This is a genomic window from Streptomyces sp. NPDC047017 (assembly GCF_040644175.1).
In the GTDB taxonomy this organism is placed as follows: Bacteria; Actinomycetota; Actinomycetes; order Streptomycetales; family Streptomycetaceae; genus Streptomyces.
In genome coordinates this window covers 208,758-232,010 of sequence record NZ_JBEYVW010000011.1, presented here as the reverse complement: position 1 = coordinate 232,010, position 23,253 = coordinate 208,758, and the positions used below count along the sequence as shown (strand labels likewise).

Genomic DNA, 23,253 nt, shown 5'->3' with positions numbered 1-23,253 from the left:
GCGGGTCGTGCGGGGTCTCCCTGGTGTGGCACCAGTGGTGCCGGGACCGGAGGGAAGCTGATGCGCGAGCAGAGCACGGACGAGACAGCGCTGGTCGCCGCCGCCCGGCGAGGAGATCCGGCGGCGCGCGACCGGCTGGTGTCCGCGTATCTGCCCCTGGTCTACAACGTCGTCGGCCGGGCGCTGAACGGCCACGCGGATGTCGACGACGTCGTGCAGGACACTCTGCTGCGGGCGTTGAGCGGTCTCGACGGGCTGCGGGACCCGGCCAGGTTCCGGGCCTGGCTGGTGGCGATCGCCATGAATCAGGTCCGCAGGAGATGGTCCGTCGCCCAGCGCCGGCCCCTGCCCCTCGACTCCGCGGCCGAGGGCCCGGCCGAAGGGGACTTCGCCGAACTGGCCATCCTGCGCCTGGGGCTGTCGGGACAGCGCCGGGAGGTCGCCGAGGCGGCCCGGTGGCTGGACCCCACCGACCGACAGGTGCTGTCCCTGTGGTGGCTGGAGGCGGCCGGTGAACTCACCCGCGGGGATGTCGCCACGGCGCTGGGGCTCTCCCGCGCCCACACCGGGGTGCGGGTGCAGCGGGTCAAGGAGCAACTGGACGTCTGCCGGCAGGTCGTACGGGCGCTGGGGGCCCGCGACGAGTGCCGAGCCCTCGGGGCGCTGACCCAGACGTGGGACGAGACCCCCGGTCCGCTGTGGCGCAAGCGCATCGCCCGCCATGTGCGCGGGTGCGACCGGTGCGCACGGCGTGCCGCCGACCTGCTCCCGGTCGACGGGCTGCTCGCCGGGATGGGGCTGGTGGCGGTTCCGCTCTCCCTGCACTCCGCCTCGCTCACGGGACACGGGGCGGCCGCCGTGGCCGCTCACGGCGGCGCGGCGCACGGGGCGGCCTCCCTCCACCGGGCGCTGGACGCCGGACGGCGCGTCTTCCGGCCCGGCCCGGCGGCCAAGGCTGCCGCGGCCGGGACGGCGGTGGCCGCACTCACCCTGCTGATCGCGGTGTACCGGGCGCCGGAGAAGCATTCCGATGCCGCCCCGCCCGTCCGCCCCACGGCCTCCGCTCCCGCCGCCTCGCAGCGGCCGGTCTTCCCGGTCCCGGCCACGAGTGCCGGAGTACGTCCGACCGCGACCACACCGCCCGCGCCCACCCCCACGCGTACCCGCACGCCGTCCGCCACCGCGCCGGTGACCGAGACCGCGAGCCGGCTCGACCTCCTCGACCGGACCAACACGCTGCGCGCACAGAACGGTTGCGTCCCCTTGCGGACCGATCCACGGCTGGCCCGCGTGGCCGAGAGCGACGCACGTGCCGTCGCGGCCCGCGGCGCCGCCGGCCCGCCGGGCGACGTGGGGGAGCGGGTGACGGCGGCGGGGTACACCTGGACGTCCGTCGGGGAGGCCACCACGTTCGGGGACAAGGACGCGGCGGCGGTGGCGCGGGAATGGGCGGAGGACCACATGCGTCAGCTCCTCGTGGACTGCCGGTTCACCGACGTGGGCGTGGGGCTGGTGGTCTCGGGCAGCGAGCGCGCGTGGACCGAGGTGCTGGCGGGCTCCCGCTGACCGCTGCGGGACGCGCCCTCGGGCAGGCCGACCGTGGCCGCCGCGGCGAGCGCTTCGCCCAGGCGCAGCACCACGCGCGTGTCGGCCCGGCCCGCCAGGCGCTTCAGCAGCGGCCCGAGCACCCTGTCGTCCGCCGCGGCCACCGCCCGCGTGATGGCCGCGACCAGTGCGTCGTCGTCCTCGCCGCTGCCGCTGCCGCTGAGCGGTGGGGCGTACCGTTCCGGCAGCGCGGCGAGCGGGGCCGGTGCGGAGTGCGCGGCGGAGCGTGCGCTCACGCCCGCGGGCGCTGTGGAGCGTGCACTCACGCCCGCAGGCGCTGTGGAGCCGTGCGCCCACGTCCGCGCCGACCCGAGGGCGCGCGCGGCTCGGTGACGCGCGGGTTCGTCGAGGTCGTCCAGGTCGTCGAGTCCGTCGAGTACGGCCTCGTGGATCCGGGGCCATGTGTCCGCCTGTGCCCAGCGGCGCAGGCGGCGCCAGGCGGTGATACCGGAGCAACCCAGTTCCCCGGTGCGGGCGGTGTGCCAGGGGATTCCCTCCCGCAGCACGTGCAGCACCACTGACAGCGCCACGCGGTCGGGCACGGGCCTTCGGCCCGGATGCGTCAACCGCCGCTTGGCGGGCGGGGGCAGCAGGGGCGCGACACGTGCCCAGACCCTTTCCAGGGCCAAGTCCGCTCTCACCTCCCGCTCGTACGGCTCCGCGCGCCGCGAACCGGGCGGCTCACTGTCGATCAGGTGCCGCGGGCGCGCCCGCACCCGAAGCGGCACCGGCACAGGCACCTGCACCGGCGATGGCACCTGCACTTGCCCCGGTACTGGCGTCCCGAGGGGTGATGCGTGCACCGCCGGGCAGTCATGAATGTGCGTCATGCTGCCGGTGACCCCGAAGCCGTTCAGCCGTAACGGAAAATTCTCCGGCGCGGTGTCGTGCTCGGCCCTTCGCACGCGGGGCCCGCTGCCGGACCCCGCCGGCACCGCGCCCATTTCACAATGAGCGGCGGAAATAAAGGGTTCGGCAATCTACTCCGCCGCATCCTTCACGTGGACATGCCAGGCATGCCAGGGTCCCTTCAACGCGAGCACCTCAGCCGTCCCGGGCGAGGGGCACGCGCACTCCCCTCCCCACATCTTGACCTCCGAGGACCACGCATGCGTTCCGCGCGAATATCCCGAACGGCTCTCGCTCTCGTCGCCGCCACCGCCCTGGCCGCGACCGCCGGCACAGCCGTGGCCGCACCGGCCGGACACACCCCCACGGCGGCGGCCTCGGTGGCCGGCCGCACGTCCGCCGCCGTCGCGGCCGCCCAGGCCGCCGCGTTCGCCCACGCCGCCGCCACCGGCGTCGGAGCACAGACCCGGCTCAGGGCCGTCGACGTGATGACCGATCAGGACGGAAAGCAGCACGTCCGTTTCACCCAGCTCTACCGCGGTGTGCCGGTCGTCGGCGGTGACCTCGTGATCCACCTGGGCGCCGGCTCCACCTACCTCGGCGTGACCCGCGCCGCCGGCAGGACGGTCTCCCTGCCCTCCACCACCGCCGAACTCACGCAGCGGGAGGCCGAGAAGCACGCCGTCGCCCAGGTACCCGGCGGACAGGCCGGCGCGACGCGCCTGGTCGTGGACCACGCGGCGGGCAAGAGCACCCTGGCGTACGAGGTCGACGTCACGGCCGCGGACGACTCGCCCGACGCCGCCCGGACCGTCCTGGTCGACGCGAACACCGGCGCCGTGCTGCGCAGCACGCCCACCGCCGACGCGTTCCTGTCGCAGCGTGTCGTGGCGCGACTCCACCAGCGCGGCGAGACCCCGCACCCGAAGACCGCCGGCGGCAGTGCGCTCGTCCGCGCCTCGGGCCGGAGCACCACCTACCCCGCCCCGGCCGTGGGCAAGGGCCTTTCCCTCTTCTCCGGCACCGTCACCCTCAACACCACCCAGACGGCCGCCCGGACGTACCTGCTCAAGGACACCACCCGCGGCAACGCCGAGATCCGCGACGCGAAGCACGCCAGCCGCACCGACTCGACGATCTTCTCCGCCGCCACCCCGCTCACGGACTCCGACGACACATGGGGCGACGGGACGACCAAGAACAACGCCACCGCCGCGGTGGACGCCTCGCACGGGCTCACCGCCACCTTCGACTTCTACAAGAAGACGTTCGGCCGCAACGGCATCCAGAACGACGGCGCCGGTCCCCGGGGCGTGGTGCACTGGGGCACCGACTACGGGAACGCCGCCTGGTACGACAGCTGCCACTGCATGATCTACGGCGACGGGGACGGCGACACCTTCACCAAGCCGCTGGTGCAGCTGGACATCACCGGCCACGAACTCACCCACGGAGTCGTCGCGGCCACCGCCGGGCTGGAGCCGACCAGGACCGACGCGAAGGGCCAGTACGGCGAGCCGGGCGCCCTCAACGAGTCGCTCGCCGACATCTTCGGCAGCGCGACCGAGTTCGCCACGAACCCGACGACCGGCAACTACCTGATGGGCGAGCAGCTCGGCCTGGACCAGGGCTTCCTGCGCCGCCTGGACAAGCCCTCCCTGGACCGGTACGAAGGCACCGTCGACTACTGGGGCAAGTCCACCGTGGACGCCGAGGTGCACGCCGGCTCCGGCGTCTCCTCGCACGCCTTCTACCTCCTCGCCGAAGGCAGCGGCCGCAAGACCGTCAACGGCGTCACCTACGACTCGCCCACCTACGACGGCTCCACCGTCCAGGGCATCGGCCGTGACAAGGCACTGCGCGTCTTCTACCAGGCCCTGACCCGGTACATGGTCTCCACCACCGACTTCCACGACGCCCGGAAGGCGACCCTGAAGGCGGCGGGCGACCTCTACGGCACCACCAGCACCGAGTACGCCGCGGTCGGCAAGGCCTGGGCGGCGGTCAACGTGACCGCGGCCAACCAGCCCTGATCCACCGCGCCCCGACGTCCGGCCCGCCCGGCCACCACGAGCCGCCGGGCGGGCCGGACCTCCACCTTCCCGTCGCGCCCGCCCCGGGCCACCGGCCCCCGGGGCGGGCTCAGGCGTTCCGGTCCGGTTTGTGCGCGTGCCCCCTGGGCACTGGACACGTACATGCTGTGTTCAGCCGGTGATGGGGCTCACCGCCAACCGCGGCCGATGCCGCTGACGGTCCCTGGTTGTACGGATACGACCGGGAGGACACACGCCATGAACCTTCCCGCGCGCTGCGAGCGGGCCCCCACTCCGTCACCCGTGGGGCGCCCTGGCCGGGGAAGGCAGGCAGCACTGCGGTTCGTGCTCCTCATCGGCGTGGTGAGCATGTTCTCGGACATGACCCATGAGGGCGCGCGCGGGATCACCGGGCCGTTCCTCGGGTCCCTCGGTGCGAGCGGCCTGGTCGTCGCGGTGGTGGCGGGCGGCGGTGAACTGCTCGGTTACCTCCTGCGCTCCGTCTTCGGCTACGCGGCCGACCGCACGGGACGGTACTGGCCGATCACCGCGGCCGGATACACCCTGCAGATGGTCGTCGTACCGCTGCTGGCCCTCGCCGGGAACTGGCCGGTAGCCGCCCTGCTGATCGTCGCCGAGCGCAGCGGGCGCGCGATGCGCAATCCGGCCCGGGACGCCATGCTCGCCCACGCCACCGCCCGGCTGGGGCGGGGCTGGGTGTTCGGCGTGCGGGAGGCGCTGGACGCCGCCGGGGCGATGATCGGGCCACTCGTCGTCGCCGGTGTGCTGTATCTCCACGGCACCTACCGGGGCGGTTTCGCCGTACTGGCCGTTCCGGCGGTCCTCACGCTGCTCGTCCTCGCCGCTGCCCGGCGGCGGTATCCGCACCCGGCCGATCTGGAGGCGGGCGAAGCGGTCCCCGGGCGCCGGGGCACCCCACGGGCGTTCTGGATCTACCTGGCGGGCATGGGCCTGATCGCCGCCGCCTACGCGGACTACCCGCTGATCGCCTACCGCTTCGGCCAGGACCACATCGTGGCGGACGCCTGGATCCCCGTGCTGTACGCGGGGGCCATGGCCACGGAGGCGCTCGCCGCACTGGCCCTCGGCCGCCTGTTCGACCGGTGGGGACTGTGGACCGTGGCGGGCGCGACCCTCTTGACCGCCTGCTTCCCTCCCCTGGTGTTCCTCGGCGGCGCCGCCCCGGCCGTGATCGGCATGGCCCTGTGGGGGCTCGGCATGGCCGCTCAGGAGTCGATCGTCAAAGCCGCGGTCACCGCGATGACCGGCGCCGGCCGCCGGGCCTCGGCCTTCGGGCTCTTCGACACCGGGTTCGGCCTCTGCTGGTTCGCGGGCAGCCTCGTGCTGGGCGCACTCTACGATCATTCGGTGACCGGCCTGGTGGTCTTCTCCGTCACGCTGCAACTTGCCGCGATCCCCTTGCTGCTGAAGGCGAGGCACGACACGTGACCTCTCGCGTCCCGCCACACCCGTGAAAGGAAAAGCACATGACCTTGCAGATCGCTCAGCTCCACGCCGTGGAGATCCTCGACTCCCGCGCCCGTCCCACCCTCGCCGTCACCCTCACCACGGCCGACGGCACCCGTGCCCGCGCCGGTGTCCCCTCCGGCGCGTCCACCGGCACCCGGGAGGCCGTCGAACTGCGGGACGGGGACCAGGCCCGCTACCACGGGCAGGGCGTGCTGGACGCCGCCGGGAACGTCGACGGCGAGATCGCCCGGGCGCTGTCCGGCCGCGCGTTCGCCTCGGCCGCCGACATCGACAGGGCGCTGATCGAACTGGACGGGACCGACACCAAGGAACGGCTGGGCGCCAACGCGGTCATCGGCGTCTCCCTCGCCGCCTGGCGCGCCGAGGCCGTCCTGGCCGGGCAGGAACTGTGGCAGCACCTCGCCCGGGTCGCCGGCACCACCCCCCGGCTGCCGGTACCGCACTTCAACGTCGTCAACGGCGGCGTCCACGCCCCCAACGACCTGGACTTCCAGGAGTTCATGCTCGCCCCGCTCGGCGCGCCGAGCCTCGCGGAGGCCGTCCGTGCCGGGGCCGAGGTCTACGCGAGGCTGAAGGCCCGGCTGGCCGCCGCCGGACACGCCACCGGCCTGGGCGACGAGGGCGGGTTCGCCCCCGCCGTGGACCGCCCCGAGGACGTCCTGGAACTCCTGGTCGGCGCGATCACCGATGCCGGCTACACCCCTGGCCCGGACGGTGTGGCGATCGCCCTGGACCCGGCCGCCAGCGAGTTCCGCCACGAGGGCGGCTACCGGGTGGCGGGCGAGAACCTCTCCAGTGACCAGCTCATCGACCGCTACGAGGCCATCGTCGACCGCTTTCCCGTCTGGTCGATCGAGGACGGCCTGGGCGAGGACGACTGGGAGGGCTGGGCGCGCCTGACCGAGCGCCTCGGCGGCCGCACGCAGATCATGGGCGACGACATCTTCGTCACCGACCCGGCCATCATCACCGAGGCGATCGGCAAGAAGGTGGCCAACTCCGCCCTCATCAAGGTCAACCAGATCGGCACCGTCACCGAGACGCTCGAAGCGATGCGGATCTGCCGCGAGGCCGGTTACACGCAGATGGTCTCCCACCGCTCCGGCGAGACGGAGGACTCCTTCATCGCGGACCTGGCCACCGGCACCGGCTGCGGCCAGATCAAGTCCGGCGCCCCGGCCCGCGGCGAACGCGTCGCCAAGTACAACAGGCTCATCGAGATCGCCGGGTCGGCACCCGCCCTGCCGTTCGGGCCGGCGGCCGGCTGACGGCCCCGGCGGAGCCGGCCGCCGGTCCCGGTGACGTCACGTGATGCGGAGCCGGATGCCGATCAGCGTCGTGGCGACGCCGCCCGCCGCCATGGTGAGGGCCCACAGGACCGGGCGGGCGGCGAGGAAGCGGGCCAGCACGGCACCGAGGACCGACAGGGCCAGGACGGCCAGGATCACCACGATCCAGGGCGGCCCGGGGAGCACCGCGCCCAGGGCGAGGGGCAGGGCCGCTCCGACGAAGCTGGACAGACAGGCGACGACGGCGGCGCCGTAGGACCGCAGGAGAGCGAGGCGGCCCAGGTGGGTGGCGGCCATCCGGCCGCTCTGGCTGAGGCTGAGTTCCCGGGCGACATGCACGAGGTGGGCCCGGCGCTCGGCGTAGTCGGCCACCATGACGGTGAACGCCGCGGTGACGAGGGCGGCGCCGCCCACCCGGCCGGCCAGACCCCAGCTGACGGGGGTGCCGGTACCGGTGAGGGAGGCGGCGGCGAGGGTGAGGGCGTTGAGCAGGCCGTCGGTGAACCCGAGGACCAGCGGGAGCCGGACCTTCGCGACGGCCTTCCCCGGCGAGAGGGTCATCGCTTGCGGGGGGTCCTTTCGAGTGTGTAGGCGCCGGCGACCACTTCGTCGGTGCTGTGGACGACGGCTCCCGCGTGCTCGATGGCCCGCTGGATGGCCTGCGGGTCCAGGTCGTCGCCCTCGACGGTGACGTCCGTGCCGATCGTCTCGACATCGATCTCGGTCACGGAGATGTTGACGGCCTGGACACCCGGGACGTCCTCGATCTTCCGTGCGAGGTGGGGCAGGCTCGGCTCGCTGATGGCCATGTCGACGTCGAGGACCAGTCGGCGGATGGGCATGAGAGGTCTCCTTCCCGCTGGCTGCCGGACGTCAGGTACGGGGCTCGTCGTCGGGGAGGAACCGGACGAGTTCGCATTCCTCGATGATGGCCGCTCCCTCACGGACGACGTCGTCGAGCTGGGGCAGGAAGGCCCGTACGTTCTCGGCGGAGTCGGCGAAGACGACCGCCATGGGCAGGTCCTCGCTCAGGGACAGGAGGCGCTGGGTGTGGATGAGGGAGTGGGCGCCGTATCCCTCGACACCACGGAAGACGCTCGCCCCGGCGATGCCGGCCTTGTGGGCCCGGTGCACGATCTCGGTGGCCAGGGGCGTGTGATGGACGGTGTCGTGCTCGCCGACGAAGACGGTGACCTTCAGGCCGACCCGGTTGCGCCTGCTCATGTTCGGTGCTCCGTTCCCATGGGTGTGCGGTGCTTGCCGTGGCTTCTGGAATCCTTCGGTGCCCTCATCCGCCGCCCCGGTGGGCCGTCGCGGCGGGGACGACGAGTACGGGAAGGCCGGCCTGTTCGGTCACCTGCCGTACCACGGCCCCCAGAGGCCGTGTCCGCAGGCGGCTGTCCTCACCGTGGCGACCGAGGACGACGAGATCGCAGCCCTGCTCGGCGGCGCTCGTGATCAGGTCGGAGGCGATGTCCGTGCTCTCTCCCCAGTCGAGGCGGACGTGCCCGGCGACGGCGGGCAGGGCCTGCCGCGCCTGGTCGAACTGTTCCTGCGCCCAGGTGCGCTGGGCGCTGAGGTCCCGGGACTGCTCGCCGCTGGTCTCGGTGTGTTCGGAGGGGACGAGCACGGCCCGGACGATGACGCTGCCCCTGTCCCCGGCCAGAGCCAGCGCGGTGGCCAGTGCCGTGCGGGCGGCGGGCGAGGCGTCCCAGCCGACGAGGATCCTGTGGAAGGGCGACGCGGTCATCGGCGCTTCCTCCTTCTGCTCGGGGTCGTGCTCGGACCCGGCTCGGTCATGACAGGGCCACCACCACGGCCAGGACGGCGACCAGGACGATCAGCATGTAGGTCAGATAGGCGTCGAGGCGGCCGGACTGGAGCCGTTTGGCCCCGGACACCAGGGCGCGCACCGGGCGGTAGAACGGCTGGTACAGATACACCTCGACGACTTCCACCACGTCGGACGCGTAGTCGAGCGTGCCGCCGGTCGCCGCCGTGGCCACCGGGTCGGTACGGGCCGAGCCGGAGCCGACGTCGGTGCCGGCAGCGGACGCGCCGCCGTCCTCGGATGTGCCGCGGGCCCCGGATGTGCCGCCGGTGTCGGGTGCGCTGCCCGTGTTGGGCGTGGCGCGGGTCCGGGTGCGCAGTACGGCGCCCAGGACACGGCGGGTGGGATGGGCGTAGCCGAAGGGGGTGTACTGGTCGTCCCCGTGGACGCCGCCGCTCGCCGAGCGCCACGCCGGTACCCGCCGCACCCGCAGGGCCCCGCCGCGCGAGGCCGCCACGAGCAGGACGCAGACCGCCGCGAGCAGGAGGGGCATGACCAGCCACAGCCAGCCGGGGGAGAGGCTGGAGAACGCGGCGAAGACGGGCTGGACGACCCAGGGCGAGACCAGCGCGCCGGAGCTGAACTGCCGCGGCACCAAGGGGGTGAGGCCCTGGCCGATCACCCGCAGTTGCAGCGGGGTCAGGGCCGCGACGGCCGGCCCGCCCAGCGCCAGCACCAGCACGCCCGCGCGCCCCGCGGTCCCCAGATCGGCCCGGCGCGGGGCCCGGCGGACCGTGTCGTCGCGGCGGGGACCGAGAACGATCATGCCGACGATCCGGACGAAGGTGACGGAGGCGAACCCGGCGGTCAGGGCGATCAGGGCGCCCGCCGCGGCCAGGGCCAGACCGTAGGGGAACGTGGTGAGCCGGAACTGCTGCATGAGGCTCTCCAGCAGGAACCACTCGGAGACGAAGCCCGCCGTGGGCGGCAGCCCGGCGAGGGTGACGGCGCCGACCGCGACCGCGGTGGCGGCCCAGGGGAGGCGGCGGGCGGTGCCGCGCAGCCGTTCGAGGTCGCCGGTGCCGGTGTCTTCTTCGAGGGATGCGGCTCCGGCGAACAGCAGGGTCTTGGCGATGGCGTGGGCGACGGTCTGGAGTGTGGCGGCGATCAGGCCGGCGGCGGTGAGCCGGTCGCTGCCGGTGAGGGAGCCGACGAGGGCGACGGCGTAACCGGTGCAGATCAGTCCGGCGTTCTCGACGCTGGAGTAGGCGATGACCCGCTCCAGGCGGGCCTGGACGGCGGCGTGGGCGATGCCGAGGAACGCGGTCAGGCCGGACAGCAGGAGCAGGGTGAGGGCGAGCCAGGCGGGCGGCGGGCCGAGGAGCGCGAGGGTGCGCCACAGGCCGTAGAAGCCCGCGTTGACGGCGACGCCGGCCATCACGGGCCGCAGCCCGGCGGGAGCGGCGGCGTACCCCCGGGGCAGCCAGACCTGGACCGGGACCAGCCCGACCTTGACGGCGAAGGCGAGCACGAGCAGCGCCCAGGTGGCGGAGCGCACCGGGCCGGCCGGCAGGTGTGCGAAGCCGGCGAGCGTGAAGGTGCCGGTGTGGCCGGCCGCCAGCAGGAGGCCGAGCAGCAGGGCCGCACCGGAGACCTTGCCGAAGCCGAACGTGGCCACCGCGGGGCCGATACGGCGGTGCTCGGCGGCGGTCAGCAGGTAGAAGCCGAGGGTGAGGCCCTCCCAGGCCAGGAGGAACAGGAAGGCGTTGTCCGCGCTCTCCACCACCGCGACCGCGGCGAGCACCAGGGCGTGGTACGCGGCGGGCCCCCGCCCGGTGACGCGTCCGGACGCCCAGCCCGCGGCGGTCAGGCAGGCGGCGACGGCGACGCCGAACGTCAGCAGCCAGAACAGCCCGGACAAGTGGTCGACGCTCAGGCCGGCGGTGCCGAATCCGAGCCAGTGGCCGAAGCTCAGCTCCGGGGTGGGGTGAGACCGGCCCAGGGCGGTGGCGCCGACCGCCGCGAGGCAGCCGCTGCCCGCAGCGCACAGCAGGTAGGGGACGGCACGCAGCCGGTTGCGCACCGCGGATCCGGGCACGCACGTGTCCAGGAGCACGGCGGCGGCGAACAGCAGCAGACCGGCCAGGATGAGCGTGGTCACCGCGTGTCCTCCTCACCGTCGGCACGCCCGGAGCGCGCGGGTGTGGTGGTGTCCGTGGAGCCGTCGAGCCGCCCGGTGGCCAGGAGCAGGGCCTGGAGCAGCGAGAACGGGCTCGGCGGGGAACCCGGCACCCAGATGTCGACATCGAGGAGCCCGCCGACGCCGGAGTGGGTGGCATAGGTGTCGGCCCACATGCCGCCGCTGCACGCGTCGGTGCCCGCGGCGATCACGACGACGGGCCGCGCGGTCGCCTCGTACGTGCGCCGCAGCGGCGCCGCCATACCGCGGGCGCCCGCCCCGGTCACGATCAGCACATCGGCGTGACGCGGACTCGCCGTCATGAACAGGCCCAGGCGGTGGATGTCGTAGACGGGACCGGTCAGGGCCGCGATCTCCCACTCCTCACTGCCATCGGACCCGGCGTCCACATGCCGGATGTGCAGCGACCGGCGGAACAGGGCGGTGCGCGCCGCCAGCCGGGCGCGGACCCGGTCGAGACCCGCCTCGTCCTCGGCGCACTCCGGGACGACGAGCGCGGCCGGGGCGGTGACGGCCGTCTCCGCGCCCGGTGCCTCGGCGAACACGTCCGGACGGACCCGGACGCACCGCCCGCACAGGACGCAGCGCCCCCGGTCCAGCCGGGCCGTGCCGTCCGCGGCGGCAAAGAGCGCGCCGGTGGGGCACAGCGCGCCCATCTCGTCCGCGGTGACGGGCGGCGCGGAAGGCCGTACGGCCACGGCTGCCGGGAACTCCCGCGCGTACGGGTCCGGCCTGCGGGGATACGTGGTGGTCACGATCCCTTCGCGCAGGCCACGGGTGAACCAGGGCATCACAGCGCCACCCCCGCGATCGACAGGCCGAAGCTCGCCTCGATGAAAGGGAAGTCCGTGAGGACGTCACCGGCGAACACCTCGTGGAACAGGACGAGATTGTGGAAGGACGCCGACCGCGGGACACACCGGCTGACGCGCCCCTCCGCCATGCGCAGGAGGTAGAGGACCTCGCCCTGCGGCGCCTCGGCGCAGCCCACGCCGTACCCGCTGACACCGTCCGGGACCGGGACCCGCACCGCCGGGTCGCCGTCGAGCGCGCGCAGCTCACCGCTCGTCTGGTGCAGCAGTTCGAAGGAGCGGGTGACCTCGGCCTCGCGCACCAGGGTCCGGGCCATGACGTCGCCCTCGCCGTACTCGGGCGGTGCGCCGAGCCCCAGCGCGGAGTAGGCGTCGTAGGGGCGCTCGTAGCGGACGTCGGGGCCGGCTCCCGAGGCCCTGCCGATCGGGCCGAGCGCGCCGTGCGCGCGGGCCACGGCCGGTTCGAGCGGGCCGGTGCCGCGCAGCCGGTCCAGGAACGAGGGAGTGCGCAGCGCGGCGCGCCAGTCGGAGACGACGGCGGCGCGCAGGGCGGCGAGTTCGCGGTCGAGGACGGCGGGGGCCAGGCGGGGCAGGCCGCCGACACCGCCGGGGACCACGACGCCCCGGCCGAACCGGCTGCCGCACAGGCGGCCGGTCAGGCGCAGCACGCGCTCCTTGTGCAGGGCGAAGCGGGCGGTGGCGACGGCGAGTCCGGCGGCGTCGGTGAGCCTGACCATGACGTCGAGGTGGTTGGCGACGCGTTCGAGTTCGGCGTGCAGGACACGGACCAGGCAGGCCGCCCACGGGACGGTCAGGCCCGCGCACTGCTCGACGGCGTGGCTGAAGGCGAGGGCGTGGGCGACGGAGGCGATGCCCTCGACCCGCTCGGCGGCCAGGACCCCGTCGCCTGGCGTGAGGCCCTCGAAGCGTTTGGAGACACCGCGGTGCTTGTGGAAGACGCGGATCTGGACCCGCGGGATGTCCTCGCCCGGTGTCTCCACCAGGTACTCGACGGATTCCACCACGCCGGAGCGGACGGGGCCGTGCGGGATCGTGAACACCCCGGGGCCGGTGACCGCGCGGGGGATCGCGGACTCGTCGGGCACCAGCGGTCCGGGCCGGCGGGTGGCTCCCGGCAGCGGGGTCCGGTCCGGTTCCTGCAGGGGCAGCATCAGCGGGTCGAGACGCGGGTGGCCTTCGGGGACGACGCCGAACAGATCGTGCAGGACCCGTTCGTACCAGAACGCGGCCGGCAGTTCCGGGCTCAGCGCCGGGTACGCCAGCCGCTCCGGCGGCAGGAGTGTCTCCACGACCAGCGGTTCGGCGCCGGCGCGGGGGAACAGCACGGCGAGCAGGCGTACCGAGCCGTCCGCCTGGCCCGTGCCGAACAGGCCCGCGAACCGGGCCCTCTCGTGCCCGTGTCCCACGGCCCGGCGGCGCAGGACACGGCACCAGGCGTCGGTGCCCAGCAGGCGCGCACCCGTGTCCGATCGCGGGGCGGTCATGGGCGGCCTCCCAGTTCGGCGGCCCCGCGGGCCAGCAGGTCGGCCAGCGCGGCGGGCGGGTGGAGCCCCAGGACGACAAGGGCCAGCAGGCCCACCAATACCGGGACCACCATCCACACACTGCGCGCTCCCGGCTCCCGGAGCCCTTCCGTCACCCCGGCGGGGGCGGGGGTCAGGACGACCTGGGTGGCGGCGATCGCCAGGCCGAGGAAGGCGCAGGTCACCAGTACGACCAGCGCGGCGGCCGGACCGTAGTGCCCTGATCGCAGGCCCCCGGCGACGATCTGGAACTCGCTGCGGAAGATCCCGAACGGGGGCAGCGCCGACAGGGCCAGGATCGCGGCCAGGAACATCGGTCCCGACCAGGGCAGCACACGGGCCGCGCCGCGCAGCCGGTGGATCTCCTTGGTGCGGAAGGCGCGCACCAGCGCCCCCGCGCCCATGAAGGCGTTGCCCTTGGCGGCGGCGTGCGCGAGGACGTGCAGCAGGACACCGGCGAGGGCGATCGGCGCGCCGAAGCCGACGCCGACGGCGAGGATGCCCATGTGCTCGACGCTGGAGTAGGCCAGCAGCCGCTTGATGTCGTGCTGGTCCAGGACGTACAGGGCGGCGAGCAGGAGGGAGGCGATCCCGAAGACCAGCAGGACGGTGCCCGGGAAGCGGGGACCGAGCGCGGCGGCGGTGACCTGGTAGTAGCGCAGCACGGCGTAGAAGCTGATCGCGAGCAGGGAGCCGGAGAGCATCGCGGAGACGGGACTGGGCGCCTCGGCGTGGGCGTCGGGCAGCCAGGTGTGCACCGGCACCAGGCCGACCTTGGTGCCGAAGCCCAGCACGGCCAGGACGAAGGAGAGCCGCACCGCGGTGTGCGGCAGGCGCGCCGCCGCGTCCAGCAGCGGGGCGAAACCCAGGTCGTAGGTCTGCCCGAGGACCTGCGAGCCCGCGTAGTACATGAAGATCGTGGCGAGCAGGGCCACACCCAGCCCCGCGGAGGCGATCAGCACGTACTTCCACGCCGCCTCGGTGGCTCCCTCGGTGTTCTCGACGGCGACGAGCAGGGCCGAGATGACGGTGGTGACCTCGACGGCGACCCACAGCAGAGCCAGGCCGTCGACCAGCGGGGCGCAGAGCATGGACCAGGCGAACAGGTTGAGACCGAGGTAGAAGCGCCGCGCGTAGCGGGGGAAGTCGTGGCTGCGCTCGTCGTGCCGCAGATAGCCGATGCTGTGCGCGGCGCACCCGGCGTAGACGAACGCGGTCGCCAGCACGAACACGGTGGACAGGGCGTCGGCCCGCAGGATGCCCGTGTGCAGCTCGCCCCGTCCGGCGCCGGGGACGAGGGCGCAGGCGAGGACGAAGCACGCCACGCCCGAGGCCGCTGTCAGGTACTGCGCCGGGCGCGGCGGCGCCGCCAGGGCCGCCGCCGCGGGCAGCAGCGGCAGTACGGCCAGCAGGGTAAGGACGACGGTCACGGTCTCTCCTCGGCTCCCGGTCAGCCCTGCAGCGAGGTCAGGGACTCGGTGGACAGGGACGCGGTGCGGTGGTGGTGCACGCGCATCAGCACGCCGAACACCACGACGGCCACCAGGAGGTCGAAGAGGAACGCCACCTCGATGATGAGCGGCATCCCGGCGGCGACGACCAGCGAGGCGAGCGAGACGCCGTTCTCCAGGGAGTAGAAGCCGACCGCCTGGGAGACGACGTCGCGTCGCACGATCATCAGGACGAACGCGACCAGCACGATCGACATGGACAGGCCGAGCGCGGCGGGCGGCAGGAACGGGCTGCGCAGGTCGAGCGAGCCGACGGTGAAGAACCCGAACCCGGCGAGCGCCAGCGACAGCAGGGTGGCCGCGGCGACGCCGATCGCGCCGGAGCCCGCGATCTCCACCCGGGCGTCCCGCAGCAGCCGGTTGATCAGCCAGGGCACGGCGAGGACCTTCAGCAGGAGCGACACCACGGCCAGGGCGTACAGCTCGGGCAGGTCGCGGGCGGCGGCCACGATCACCGCGAGCACCGAGACCAGGAAGGACTGCGCCGCGTACAGGCGTACCTGGGAGCGGGACAGGGCGGCCCGCAGCATCGCGAACTCGGTCAGCAGGAGCAGGACGGCCACCGTGTTGGTCGCGCCCTCGAAGGTGGTGGGGGTGGTGCCGGCGGAGAGCAGGAGCGCCATCAGCCGCCTCCCAGGTAGAGGGTGAACACCGCGAGGACGGCGAGCAGGAACGCCGCCGCGACGAACTCACTGATCTTGAACAGGCGGAGTTTGGCGAAGCTGTTGTCGATGACGGCCACCACACAGCCGAGCAGCGCCGCCTTGCCGGTCAGGGCACCGATCGCCAGGACCACGGCGAGCACGCCGGTGGTCGAGGACAGTCCCCAGGGAGCCAGGAAGACGTCGATGAGGATGGTGTAGAGGATCAGCTGCTTCATCGCCGACCCCCACTTCAGCAGCGCCAGGTGGGGCCCCGAGTGCTCGAAGACGCGCGCTTCCTCGATCATCCCGAACTCGTTGGTGCCGGTGTGCGTCTCGACCGGGATGCGGGCCGTCTCGTAGAGGATCACCAGGAACAGCGCCGCGGAGGCCAGCAGATGCGCCGGGCGGATGACCTGGTCGCCCGAGGAGCGCACGGCGGCGGCCTGCGCGTACGGCAGGTCGGTCGCCGTGATCATGGCGACGGTGAACACCACGAACAGCATCACCGGCTCGGTGATCGCCCCGAACGTCTTGGACCGGCTCGCACCCAGCTGGGCGTAGGGGCCGCCGCTCTCGGCCGCCGCGACGGCGACGGAGAAGCTGGCGAGGGCGAGCAGGAAGCTGCCGCCGATGATGTCGCCCATGTAGCCCAGCGGCAGGCCGAACGTGGTCAGGACCGGGATGAGCAGCGGGACCGTCAGGTAGCAGCACATCGCGACCACGGGCGCCGCGAGGAAGAACCAGCTCGCCCCGTGGGGCGCGAGGGCCTCCTTGCGGAACAGCTTGGCCAGGTCGTAGTAGGGCTGCAGGACGCGCGGGCCGCGCCGCCCCTGAAGCCGCGCCTCGACCTTCGCGATCCAGCCGGACAGCGCGGGCGCGGCCACCAGCACCGTCACCGGCTGCAGCGCCTGGACCACGTAGGGGGAGAGGGTCACGGCCACGGCGGCCCCCACGGTGCGCGGGTGTCGGCCGCCATCTGCGCCTCCTGCGGGAAGGGCACCACGAACGGGTGCGGTTCATCCGTAGAGCCCATCAGCGGCGCACATCCGCGGTCGAAGGTGAGGCCCATCACCTGCGCTCCAGGGTGATCGCGCAGGTGGCGGCCGTCAAATGGGGTGCGCCTAATGGGACCTGGCACCGGCGGCCACCCTCCGTGCGACGGCGGCGCGCGCGAAGGGGCCCGCGCGAAGGGCCGTCCGTCGGCTTCCGGCCCGGGGCCGCCGTGGCCTGCGCCGGTCCTGGCCCGCCTCGGAGACCGGGCCGCAGAGATCCGCGAGGGCGAGGCAGGCGCTGCCGAAGAGCCAGCCGCCCACGACGTCGGCGGGCCAGTGCGCGCGCAGCTTCAGCCGGCTGGCCGCCACGGCGCAGGTGACGGCGGTCGCCGCGCGGCGGTTCCCGAGGGCCAGGTCCCAGGCGATGAGGGCGGTCATGGTGTGCCGGGACGGGAAGCTCGCACCGTCGACGGACGTGAGGCGCTCGGCCACGGAGGGCCGTGGGCGGCCCACCGCACGGCACAGCAGCGTCCTGGTCACATCGGCGGCGGCGAGGACGGCCGGCGGACCGAGCCGTGACACCGGCCCGCGACCGGCGGACGGCAGCACACGGAGAACGGCGACCGCCGCGTAGCCGACCGGACGGGAACCGAACGCGGTGACAGCCCGCCAGGTGCGTACCGCGGGCATCCCGCGTGCCGCGGCAGGCATCCAGCGGCTCTCCCACGGGGCGGGGGAACCGCTGCGGACGGAGGCTGTCAGGAGCCCGAGGGACAGCGCGCTCAGGACTGCGGTCCGGGTGGCGCGCCCCGGTGCGGTCGGCCTGGTCCGCGTGCGGGAGAGCGACGTCGCGTGAAGTCCGAGGTCGCCCTCGGCGGGGGAGGGGACGGCGACGGTGCGACCGCCGGCCTGTCCTTCCGCCACGAGCCGCTCGACCAGCGGTGGGCCGAGCGCGGTGAGGATGCGCAGGAGGCGCGGGCCATGAGGGCCGGCCTTCGCGAGGTGGGCGAGCAGCGACTCGGATACGGGCGGGCCCCCGAGGGCGCGTGCCGAACCGCTCGGCAGTCCGTCCGGGAAGCGGGCCGGTTCCGTCACGATGTCGCGGGGCGCGGGCATGGCGCTGTCTTCCTCCTTCGTGCGTACGCACGCGGGGCAGGACAGGAACCATTGGCCGTCTCGGCGGTTCGGCCACCGGCACACGGCGGCCACGGCGGGATCCACCGCCGCTCGGCGCGAAGAGCACGCCCGAACAACAACTGGTCTCCCTTGTATCCGGTGTCGGAGGCCGTAAACCTCGGGCGCCGGTGGCAACTGGCCGGTGGTGTGGCCGTCGGCCGCGCACAGCGGGCGCACCGTCGGCGCGACGCGGCCCGGCGGCGCGGTGGTTTACCGCGGCCGAGGCCGGATACACATCGTGGTGAACTGATGTCCGGGCGTGCTCTCCACGCCGAGCGGCGGTGGATCCCGCCGTGGCTTCCGGTCTGCCGGCGGCCGAACCGCCGAGATGGCCAATGGTTCCTGTCCCACCCCCGCGTGCGTACGCACGAAGGAGGAAGACAGCGCCATGGCCGGTCCCGCCCAGTCCGCACTGAGCGTGCTGTTCCCCGACGGCTGTGTCCGGCCCGAGGAGTCGTCACCGGTCCCTGACTGCTTCCCCGACCTGAACCTCGATCAGTTCGTCGACGGCGTCGACTCACACGGGCCCGGATACCGCCTCGCGGCCTTCTTCCGCAGCCGCGTGCCCGACACCCGCGTGATCGCCCACCGGCACGCGGTCTTCCGGGACTTGGCGGACCTGCCGGACCTGGCCGAACGGATCGATGCCTTCGGTGAGCGGATGCGCGGTGTCCGCGACCGGCTGCGCGGCGCGGACACCATGCGGCACCGCTACCAGGAGGCCGGCTGGCTCCTGGAGGCGGTCCACGCCTACACCGGCGCGTGCGCCGCGCTCGCCGACGACCTGGCACACCACGAGCCGCGCGCGCAGGCGCTGCGGGCGATCGCCGAGTACGTCCGTTCCTACGTGGACTCCGACGCCTTCGCGAGGCTGGCCCGTGACGCGCGGCAGCTCCAGGAACGTCTGGACGACATCCGCTACTGCCTGCTCATCACTCCCGGACGCGTCAAGGTGAGCCCGTACGAGGGGCAGGGCGACTACGGGGGCGAAGTCCTCGCCGACTTCGAGAAGTTCCGGCAGGGCGAGACGAAGAGCCACCGGTTCCGTTTCGGCTCGGACGAGGTGATGAACCATGTGGAGGAGGCGGTCCTGGACCGGGTCGCCCTGCTGTACCCGGACGTCTTCGAGGAACTGGAGGACTTCCGGCACCATCACACGGACTTCCCCGACCCCGGTGTCACGGCCTTCGACCGGGAGATCCAGTTCTACCTGGCCTACCGGGCGTACACCGCACCGCTGGAGCAGGCAGGACTGCCGTTCTGCCTGCCCGAGGTGCTGGAGGGCGGGAAAGGGGACCGGGAGGTCGCCGCGCGCGACACGTTCGACCTCGTGCTCGCGGACAAACTCGTCGCCGAGGGCGCCGAGGTCGTCCTCAACGATTTCGAGCTGCGCGGACCCGAGCGGTTCCTGGTGGTGTCGGGACCGAACCAGGGCGGCAAGACCACGTTCGCCCGTGCCTTCGGCCAACTGCACCACCTGGCCGCACTCGGCTGCCCCGTGCCCGGCCGGCAAGCACGACTGCTGCTGTGCGAAGGGCTGTTCACTCACTTCGAGCACGGCGAGAACCTCACCGACCTGAGCGGAAAACTGCATGACGACCTCGTCCGCCTCCGCACCATTGTGGAACGGGCCACACCGGCCGGTGTCGTCATCCTCAACGAGGTGTTCACCTCCACCACCCTCGACGACGCCGTCCTGCTCGGCACCCGCACCCTGGAACAGCTCATCGACCGCGGCCTGATCGGCGTCTGCGTCACCTTCGTCGACGAACTGTCCACACTGGACGAGACCACCGTGAGCATGGTCGCCACCGTCGATGCCTCCGCCACACCTGCCTTCCGCATCGAGCGCAGGGCGTCCGAAGGACTCTCCCACGCCGTCGCCGTGGCCGAACGCCACGGACTCACCTATCAGCGCCTCAGAGAACGGATCAGGCCGTGAAGACCCACCTCCTGCACTGTGACCGCGACCTGGCATGGGACGCGGAGCCTCCCCGGCAGGAGGACGACCTCGTACGCGACCTGGACCTCGACACGCTGTACGCGGCGATGGCCGGCGGCGACGCCTTCCTCCACGAGTGCGCGCGCCGGGTCCTCATGTCTCCGCTGACCGACCCGGAGGCGATCCGCTACCGGCAGGACGTGCTGGCCGACTGCCTGGACCGGCCGGACCCGGTACGGGACCTGTACGCGCTGGCCACCGAGGCCGTCACCCGGGAACGGAAGATACTCGGAAGCTTCATCCGCTCACCCGAGTCGTCCCTCAGCCGGTCGATCGACGTCATGGACCTCTTCGTCGAGATGCTGCGACGACTGCGGCGCCTGGGCGACGCACACGGCGCGGAGTTCCGCTCCGACGGGTTCACCCGGTTCTTCGCCATGCTGGCCGGCGAACTCGGCGACGACTACTTCGCCGTCGTCCACGACCACTTGGAACGGCTGCGCTTCAAGGGCGGCGTCCTGGTCAGCGCCCGGCTGACCACCGGTTGCAAGGGCACCGGCCACGTACTGCGCGAACCGCCGCACAAGCGAGGCTGGCGCGACCTGTTCGCCTCGTCCGGGCCCGCGGCGTACACGTATCACCTGCCCGAACGTGACGAGGCCGGAGCGAAGGCGCTGGGTGAGTTGCGCGGGCGCGGCCTCGATCTGGCCGCCGACGCGCTGGCACGTTCCTGCGACCACATCCTGAGCTTCTTCGCCATGCTCCGTGCCGAACTGGCCTTCTACGTCGGCTGCCTCGACCTGCGCGAGGCGCTCGCCGCGAAGGACGCACCGGTGTGCCGGCCCTCTCCCGCCGCCCCGGGGGCTCCCGTCCTGACCTGCCGCGGCCTGTACGACGTGGGCCTCGCGCTGCGCGGCGATCGCCCCGTCGTCGGCAGTGACGTCGACGCCGACGGTGCCACCCTGCTGGTGGTCACCGGTGCCAACGAGGGCGGCAAGTCCACCTTCCTGCGCGGTCTCGGGCTGGCCCATCTCATGGCGCAGAGCGGCATGTTCGTCACCGCCGGTTCCTTCGCGGCCGACCCGCGTGACCAGGTGTTCACCCACTTCCGGCGGGAGGAGGACGCCGACATGGTCAGCGGCAAGCTGGACGAGGAACTGGCACGGATGAACAGGATCGCCGACCGGCTCACCGCACGCAGCATCGTCCTGTTCAACGAGTCGTTCGCCGCCACCGATGAGCGGGAGGGCGCGGAGATCAACCGGCAGGTCTTGCGGGCCCTGACCGAGGCCGGCGTGAAAGCCGTGTGTGTCACCCACCTGTACGAGCTGGCCCGCAGCCTGTACGCGTCGCCCGCGCACCACTCGGGCACCGTGTTCCTGCGGGCCGAGCGCACCCCCGACGGCCGACGCACACACCGCCTGGTCACAGGCGCCCCCCAACCGACCAGCCACGGCGCCGACCTGTACGAGCAGGTCTTCCACACCCGGCCCACGCCTTCGGACGACGGGAGTGAGGAGAGGGAACCGGGTTCCCGCGCGCTGCGGCGTTGAGGACGGGGAGCCGGCCTGCGCGGCGGACGGCCGCCGTCGCTTGAGGGGCCAGATCCAGCAGGATCACGCTCGCGCCAGGCGCCTTTCAGGATGTTCCAGGATGCCCGGTTGTCGGTGCTGCCTGGCCCGGGGACCCGAGTTCGGTGATGACCTGACGCAGCATCCGCTCACGCTCGGCCAGTACGCCGGCCTCGTCGGCTGCCGCTCCCCGGCGCTGGGACTGGTCGAGCGCCGAGGTGAGGCGGTGCGCGACCGCGTCGTACCGGGCGGCCACGGCCCGCACCAGCCGCCGCGTACTGTCCGCGAGCCGTTCTTGCAGGTCCGCCCGTACCCGGCCGACCTGCATGGGGACGAGGGAAGCCGCCTCGTCGGCCACGTGCGCGCGGGCGCGCTCCCGGCCCGCGCTCCCGGGCAGGCTCCGGCGGACCCACCCGGCGAGAAGCTCGGTCTGACCGATGTCCTCGGAGAAGTGGTAGCGGAATCGGGGGTTCGGCGTGAGCGGGCCGCCGTCCTGGGGGAGGGCGAGGCCGACCCCGAGCAGGTCGGCCACGCTGTCGCGGAAGGTGTCCAGGTCGTGCGCGAGGCGTTCGCGGACGCGCTGGTCGAGCGCGGCAAGACGTTCGGTCACCACCTCCTCCTGCGAACGGCGCCAGACGTCCACGGCAGGACGGGTCAGCCCCACCAGCCGGCGTCGGCCCTCGGCCTCGCGCTCCCGGCGCGGCCACCGGGCCGACTCCTGCTCCCATGCGGTGGTCCAGGCCGCGGTGACCTGCGCGGTCAGGGCCCGGGCGGCGTGCCCGGCGGCGGCGTCGACCTCAGCCAGGATGTGGCGGGCCTGGGCGCGGACGAGGTCGGCGGCTTCCTCCCGGCGCTGGTCGAGCGTGGCCAGCCGGGCCCGCAGCGCCCGCACCCGCTCGTCTCTGCGGGAGGCGTCGAGACCGGCGACGGCGCGGGCCAGCAGCACCTCGTCCAGCAGTCCTGCCGCCAGCTGCCGGGTGCGATGGGTGAGGGAACGCAGCAGGTCGGTGTCCCGGTGTTCGGTGAGGTATCCGGTCAGCGCGGCGGCCAGCTCGTCCACGCCGCGCCGTACGCCCTCGCGTGCCGCGCACACGAGCACCGGCACGGTACGGCCCAGCGCCTCGCCCACCACGTGCCGGGTGAACGCCACCGCCTCCCGCAGGTCCTCCGCACCGAGCTGATCGGCTTTGTTCAGCACGACGAAGGTCCGCACGGACGCCTCGCCGACCCTGCGCAGCAGCTCCTGCTCGGCGGCCGAGACAGGCGGGTCGGCCGTCACGACGAACACGGCGGCGTCCATGGTCCGCAGCGTGGCCATGGCCTCGTCGGTGTTCTGGACGTGCACGGACCCCGTGCCGGGAGTGTCGACCAGTTCCACCCCGGGCGCCGGCAGCGTGCCCTCCACGGTGACGACGACCTCGGTGACGCCACGCCTGTTGCCGGGATTGGCCGCCTGGGTGACGAACTCGGCCAGCGCGGCCGTCGGGTGCCGCTCCACCCGGCCGTCGGTGAAACGCACGGTCACCGCTTCCGGCGTGCCCTGCCGCACCGTGGTGGCCAGCGCGGTCACCGGAATCACGCCCGTGGGCAGGAGGTCCCGCCCGAGAAGGGCGTTGAGCAGGGTGCTCTTGCCCCGTTTGGCCTCACCGGCCACCAGCACCCGGAAGCGGTCCCGGCACAGCTGGTCGGCCAGCGCGCCCAGTGCCCGCCGGTCGTCGTCATCGCCCGGACAGGTGGCCGTGAGGGCGGACAGCCGGCGGTGGATCCCGGCGAGTTCGGGGCTTGTGGGCACAGTCGTCTCC

General features: G+C 73.2%; 19 protein-coding genes. 6 read left to right on the top strand and 13 right to left on the bottom strand.

All coding sequences use genetic code 11. The features are described 5' to 3' along the window. Positions 1–60: 60 nt before the first annotated feature. Entirely contained in the window at positions 61–1,566 is a 1,506-nt protein-coding gene (locus tag ABZ858_RS20440) for a sigma-70 family RNA polymerase sigma factor (RefSeq protein WP_361380118.1), read from the top strand. Here the strand turns inward: ABZ858_RS20440 and ABZ858_RS20435 are convergent. Next, a complete protein-coding gene (locus ABZ858_RS20435; protein WP_361380232.1) occupies positions 1,467–2,435 on the bottom strand; it encodes a transposase in 969 nt (322 codons plus the stop codon). The two genes, ABZ858_RS20440 and ABZ858_RS20435, sit on opposite strands and share 100 nt — an antisense overlap. 279 nt (positions 2,436–2,714) lie before the next feature. Here ABZ858_RS20435 and ABZ858_RS20430 point away from each other — a divergent pair, with 279 nt between their 5' ends. The 3 genes from ABZ858_RS20430 to eno all read left to right on the top strand — a co-directional run bounded on the left by ABZ858_RS20430 (position 2,715) and on the right by eno (position 7,267). Beyond that, positions 2,715–4,487 carry a M4 family metallopeptidase gene (locus tag ABZ858_RS20430; RefSeq protein ID WP_361380115.1) on the top strand — a complete coding sequence of 591 codons (1,773 nt, stop codon included), beginning with the start codon at positions 2,715–2,717 and terminating at the stop codon, positions 4,485–4,487. 258 nt (positions 4,488–4,745) lie between these two features. Continuing rightward, positions 4,746–5,957 (top strand): MFS transporter, encoded by a 1,212-nt coding sequence (locus ABZ858_RS20425; RefSeq protein ID WP_361380112.1) that lies wholly within the window; start codon positions 4,746–4,748, stop codon positions 5,955–5,957. A gap of 38 nt (positions 5,958–5,995) precedes the next feature. Continuing rightward, positions 5,996–7,267, top strand: a complete 1,272-nt coding sequence (gene eno / locus ABZ858_RS20420) for a phosphopyruvate hydratase (protein ID WP_361380109.1) — start codon at positions 5,996–5,998, stop codon at positions 7,265–7,267. Between the two features lie 36 nt (positions 7,268–7,303). On the opposite strand, the gene ABZ858_RS20415 is transcribed toward eno, so the two are convergent. The 11 genes from ABZ858_RS20415 to ABZ858_RS20365 form a co-directional block, all read right to left on the bottom strand. Next, positions 7,304–7,849, bottom strand: coding sequence for a hypothetical protein (locus ABZ858_RS20415; RefSeq protein ID WP_361380106.1), 546 nt, complete (start codon positions 7,847–7,849; stop codon positions 7,304–7,306). Further along, positions 7,846–8,130 (bottom strand): DUF211 domain-containing protein, encoded by a 285-nt coding sequence (locus ABZ858_RS20410; protein ID WP_361380103.1) that lies wholly within the window; start codon positions 8,128–8,130, stop codon positions 7,846–7,848. The genes ABZ858_RS20415 and ABZ858_RS20410 overlap by 4 nt, the downstream gene beginning before the upstream one ends. A 31-nt stretch (positions 8,131–8,161) precedes the next feature. Continuing rightward, positions 8,162–8,512: a DUF190 domain-containing protein gene (locus tag ABZ858_RS20405; protein ID WP_361380100.1), complete on the bottom strand. Its 351-nt coding sequence runs from the start codon at positions 8,510–8,512 to the stop codon at positions 8,162–8,164. 64 nt (positions 8,513–8,576) lie between these two features. After that, positions 8,577–9,038, bottom strand: coding sequence for a universal stress protein (locus tag ABZ858_RS20400; protein ID WP_361380097.1), 462 nt, complete (start codon positions 9,036–9,038; stop codon positions 8,577–8,579). 46 nt (positions 9,039–9,084) lie between these two features. Beyond that, the gene (locus ABZ858_RS20395) at positions 9,085–11,220 is read right to left on the bottom strand and encodes a proton-conducting transporter membrane subunit (RefSeq protein ID WP_361380094.1); all 2,136 of its coding nucleotides are present in this window, start codon (positions 11,218–11,220) and stop codon (positions 9,085–9,087) included. Next, complete coding sequence (locus ABZ858_RS20390; protein ID WP_361380091.1) at positions 11,217–12,014, bottom strand: NADH:ubiquinone oxidoreductase; 798 nt, start codon at positions 12,012–12,014, stop codon at positions 11,217–11,219. Before ABZ858_RS20390 ends, ABZ858_RS20395 begins: the two co-directional genes overlap by 4 nt. A gap of 35 nt (positions 12,015–12,049) precedes the next feature. After that, positions 12,050–13,576 (bottom strand): NADH-quinone oxidoreductase subunit C, encoded by a 1,527-nt coding sequence (locus ABZ858_RS20385; RefSeq protein WP_361380088.1) that lies wholly within the window; start codon positions 13,574–13,576, stop codon positions 12,050–12,052. Then, entirely contained in the window at positions 13,573–15,045 is a 1,473-nt protein-coding gene (locus ABZ858_RS20380; RefSeq protein ID WP_361380085.1) for a proton-conducting transporter membrane subunit, read from the bottom strand. The genes ABZ858_RS20385 and ABZ858_RS20380 overlap by 4 nt, the downstream gene beginning before the upstream one ends. A 20-nt stretch (positions 15,046–15,065) precedes the next feature. Then, the gene (locus ABZ858_RS20375) at positions 15,066–15,749 is read right to left on the bottom strand and encodes a hydrogenase (RefSeq protein WP_361380082.1); all 684 of its coding nucleotides are present in this window, start codon (positions 15,747–15,749) and stop codon (positions 15,066–15,068) included. Beyond that, entirely contained in the window at positions 15,749–16,711 is a 963-nt protein-coding gene (locus ABZ858_RS20370) for an NADH-quinone oxidoreductase subunit H (protein ID WP_361380079.1), read from the bottom strand. Before ABZ858_RS20370 ends, ABZ858_RS20375 begins: the two co-directional genes overlap by 1 nt. A gap of 180 nt (positions 16,712–16,891) precedes the next feature. Then, positions 16,892–17,878: a phosphatase PAP2 family protein gene (locus tag ABZ858_RS20365; protein WP_361380076.1), complete on the bottom strand. Its 987-nt coding sequence runs from the start codon at positions 17,876–17,878 to the stop codon at positions 16,892–16,894. 448 nt (positions 17,879–18,326) lie between these two features. Between ABZ858_RS20365 and ABZ858_RS20360 the strand changes: the two genes are divergently transcribed. Together ABZ858_RS20360 and ABZ858_RS20355 are read left to right on the top strand one after the other, a co-directional pair. Next, the gene (locus tag ABZ858_RS20360; protein ID WP_361380073.1) at positions 18,327–19,880 is read left to right on the top strand and encodes a hypothetical protein; all 1,554 of its coding nucleotides are present in this window, start codon (positions 18,327–18,329) and stop codon (positions 19,878–19,880) included. Then, a complete protein-coding gene (locus ABZ858_RS20355) occupies positions 19,877–21,433 on the top strand; it encodes a hypothetical protein (protein ID WP_361380070.1) in 1,557 nt (518 codons plus the stop codon). Before ABZ858_RS20360 ends, ABZ858_RS20355 begins: the two co-directional genes overlap by 4 nt. An 85-nt stretch (positions 21,434–21,518) precedes the next feature. Here ABZ858_RS20355 and ABZ858_RS20350 read toward each other — a convergent pair whose 3' ends face one another. Beyond that, positions 21,519–23,243, bottom strand: a complete 1,725-nt coding sequence (locus ABZ858_RS20350) for a dynamin family protein (protein ID WP_361380067.1) — start codon at positions 23,241–23,243, stop codon at positions 21,519–21,521. Between the last annotated feature and the right edge of the window lie 10 nt (positions 23,244–23,253).

Bases quoted from the DNA above. Each gene is read 5' to 3' on its own strand.
- ABZ858_RS20440 (WP_361380118.1), top strand. From the start codon at position 61: ATGCGCGAGCAGAGCACGGACGAGACAGCGCTGGTCGCCGCCGCCCGG.
- ABZ858_RS20435 (WP_361380232.1), bottom strand. From the start codon at position 2,435: ATGACGCACATTCATGACTGCCCGGCGGTGCACGCATCACCCCTCGGG.
- ABZ858_RS20430 (WP_361380115.1), top strand. From the start codon at position 2,715: ATGCGTTCCGCGCGAATATCCCGAACGGCTCTCGCTCTCGTCGCCGCC.
- ABZ858_RS20425 (WP_361380112.1), top strand. From the start codon at position 4,746: ATGAACCTTCCCGCGCGCTGCGAGCGGGCCCCCACTCCGTCACCCGTG.
- eno (WP_361380109.1), top strand. From the start codon at position 5,996: ATGACCTTGCAGATCGCTCAGCTCCACGCCGTGGAGATCCTCGACTCC.
- ABZ858_RS20415 (WP_361380106.1), bottom strand. From the start codon at position 7,849: ATGACCCTCTCGCCGGGGAAGGCCGTCGCGAAGGTCCGGCTCCCGCTG.
- ABZ858_RS20410 (WP_361380103.1), bottom strand. From the start codon at position 8,130: ATGCCCATCCGCCGACTGGTCCTCGACGTCGACATGGCCATCAGCGAG.
- ABZ858_RS20405 (WP_361380100.1), bottom strand. From the start codon at position 8,512: ATGAGCAGGCGCAACCGGGTCGGCCTGAAGGTCACCGTCTTCGTCGGC.
- ABZ858_RS20400 (WP_361380097.1), bottom strand. From the start codon at position 9,038: ATGACCGCGTCGCCCTTCCACAGGATCCTCGTCGGCTGGGACGCCTCG.
- ABZ858_RS20385 (WP_361380088.1), bottom strand. From the start codon at position 13,576: ATGACCGCCCCGCGATCGGACACGGGTGCGCGCCTGCTGGGCACCGAC.
- ABZ858_RS20375 (WP_361380082.1), bottom strand. From the start codon at position 15,749: ATGGCGCTCCTGCTCTCCGCCGGCACCACCCCCACCACCTTCGAGGGC.
- ABZ858_RS20365 (WP_361380076.1), bottom strand. From the start codon at position 17,878: ATGCCCGCGCCCCGCGACATCGTGACGGAACCGGCCCGCTTCCCGGAC.
- ABZ858_RS20360 (WP_361380073.1), top strand. From the start codon at position 18,327: ATGGCCGGTCCCGCCCAGTCCGCACTGAGCGTGCTGTTCCCCGACGGC.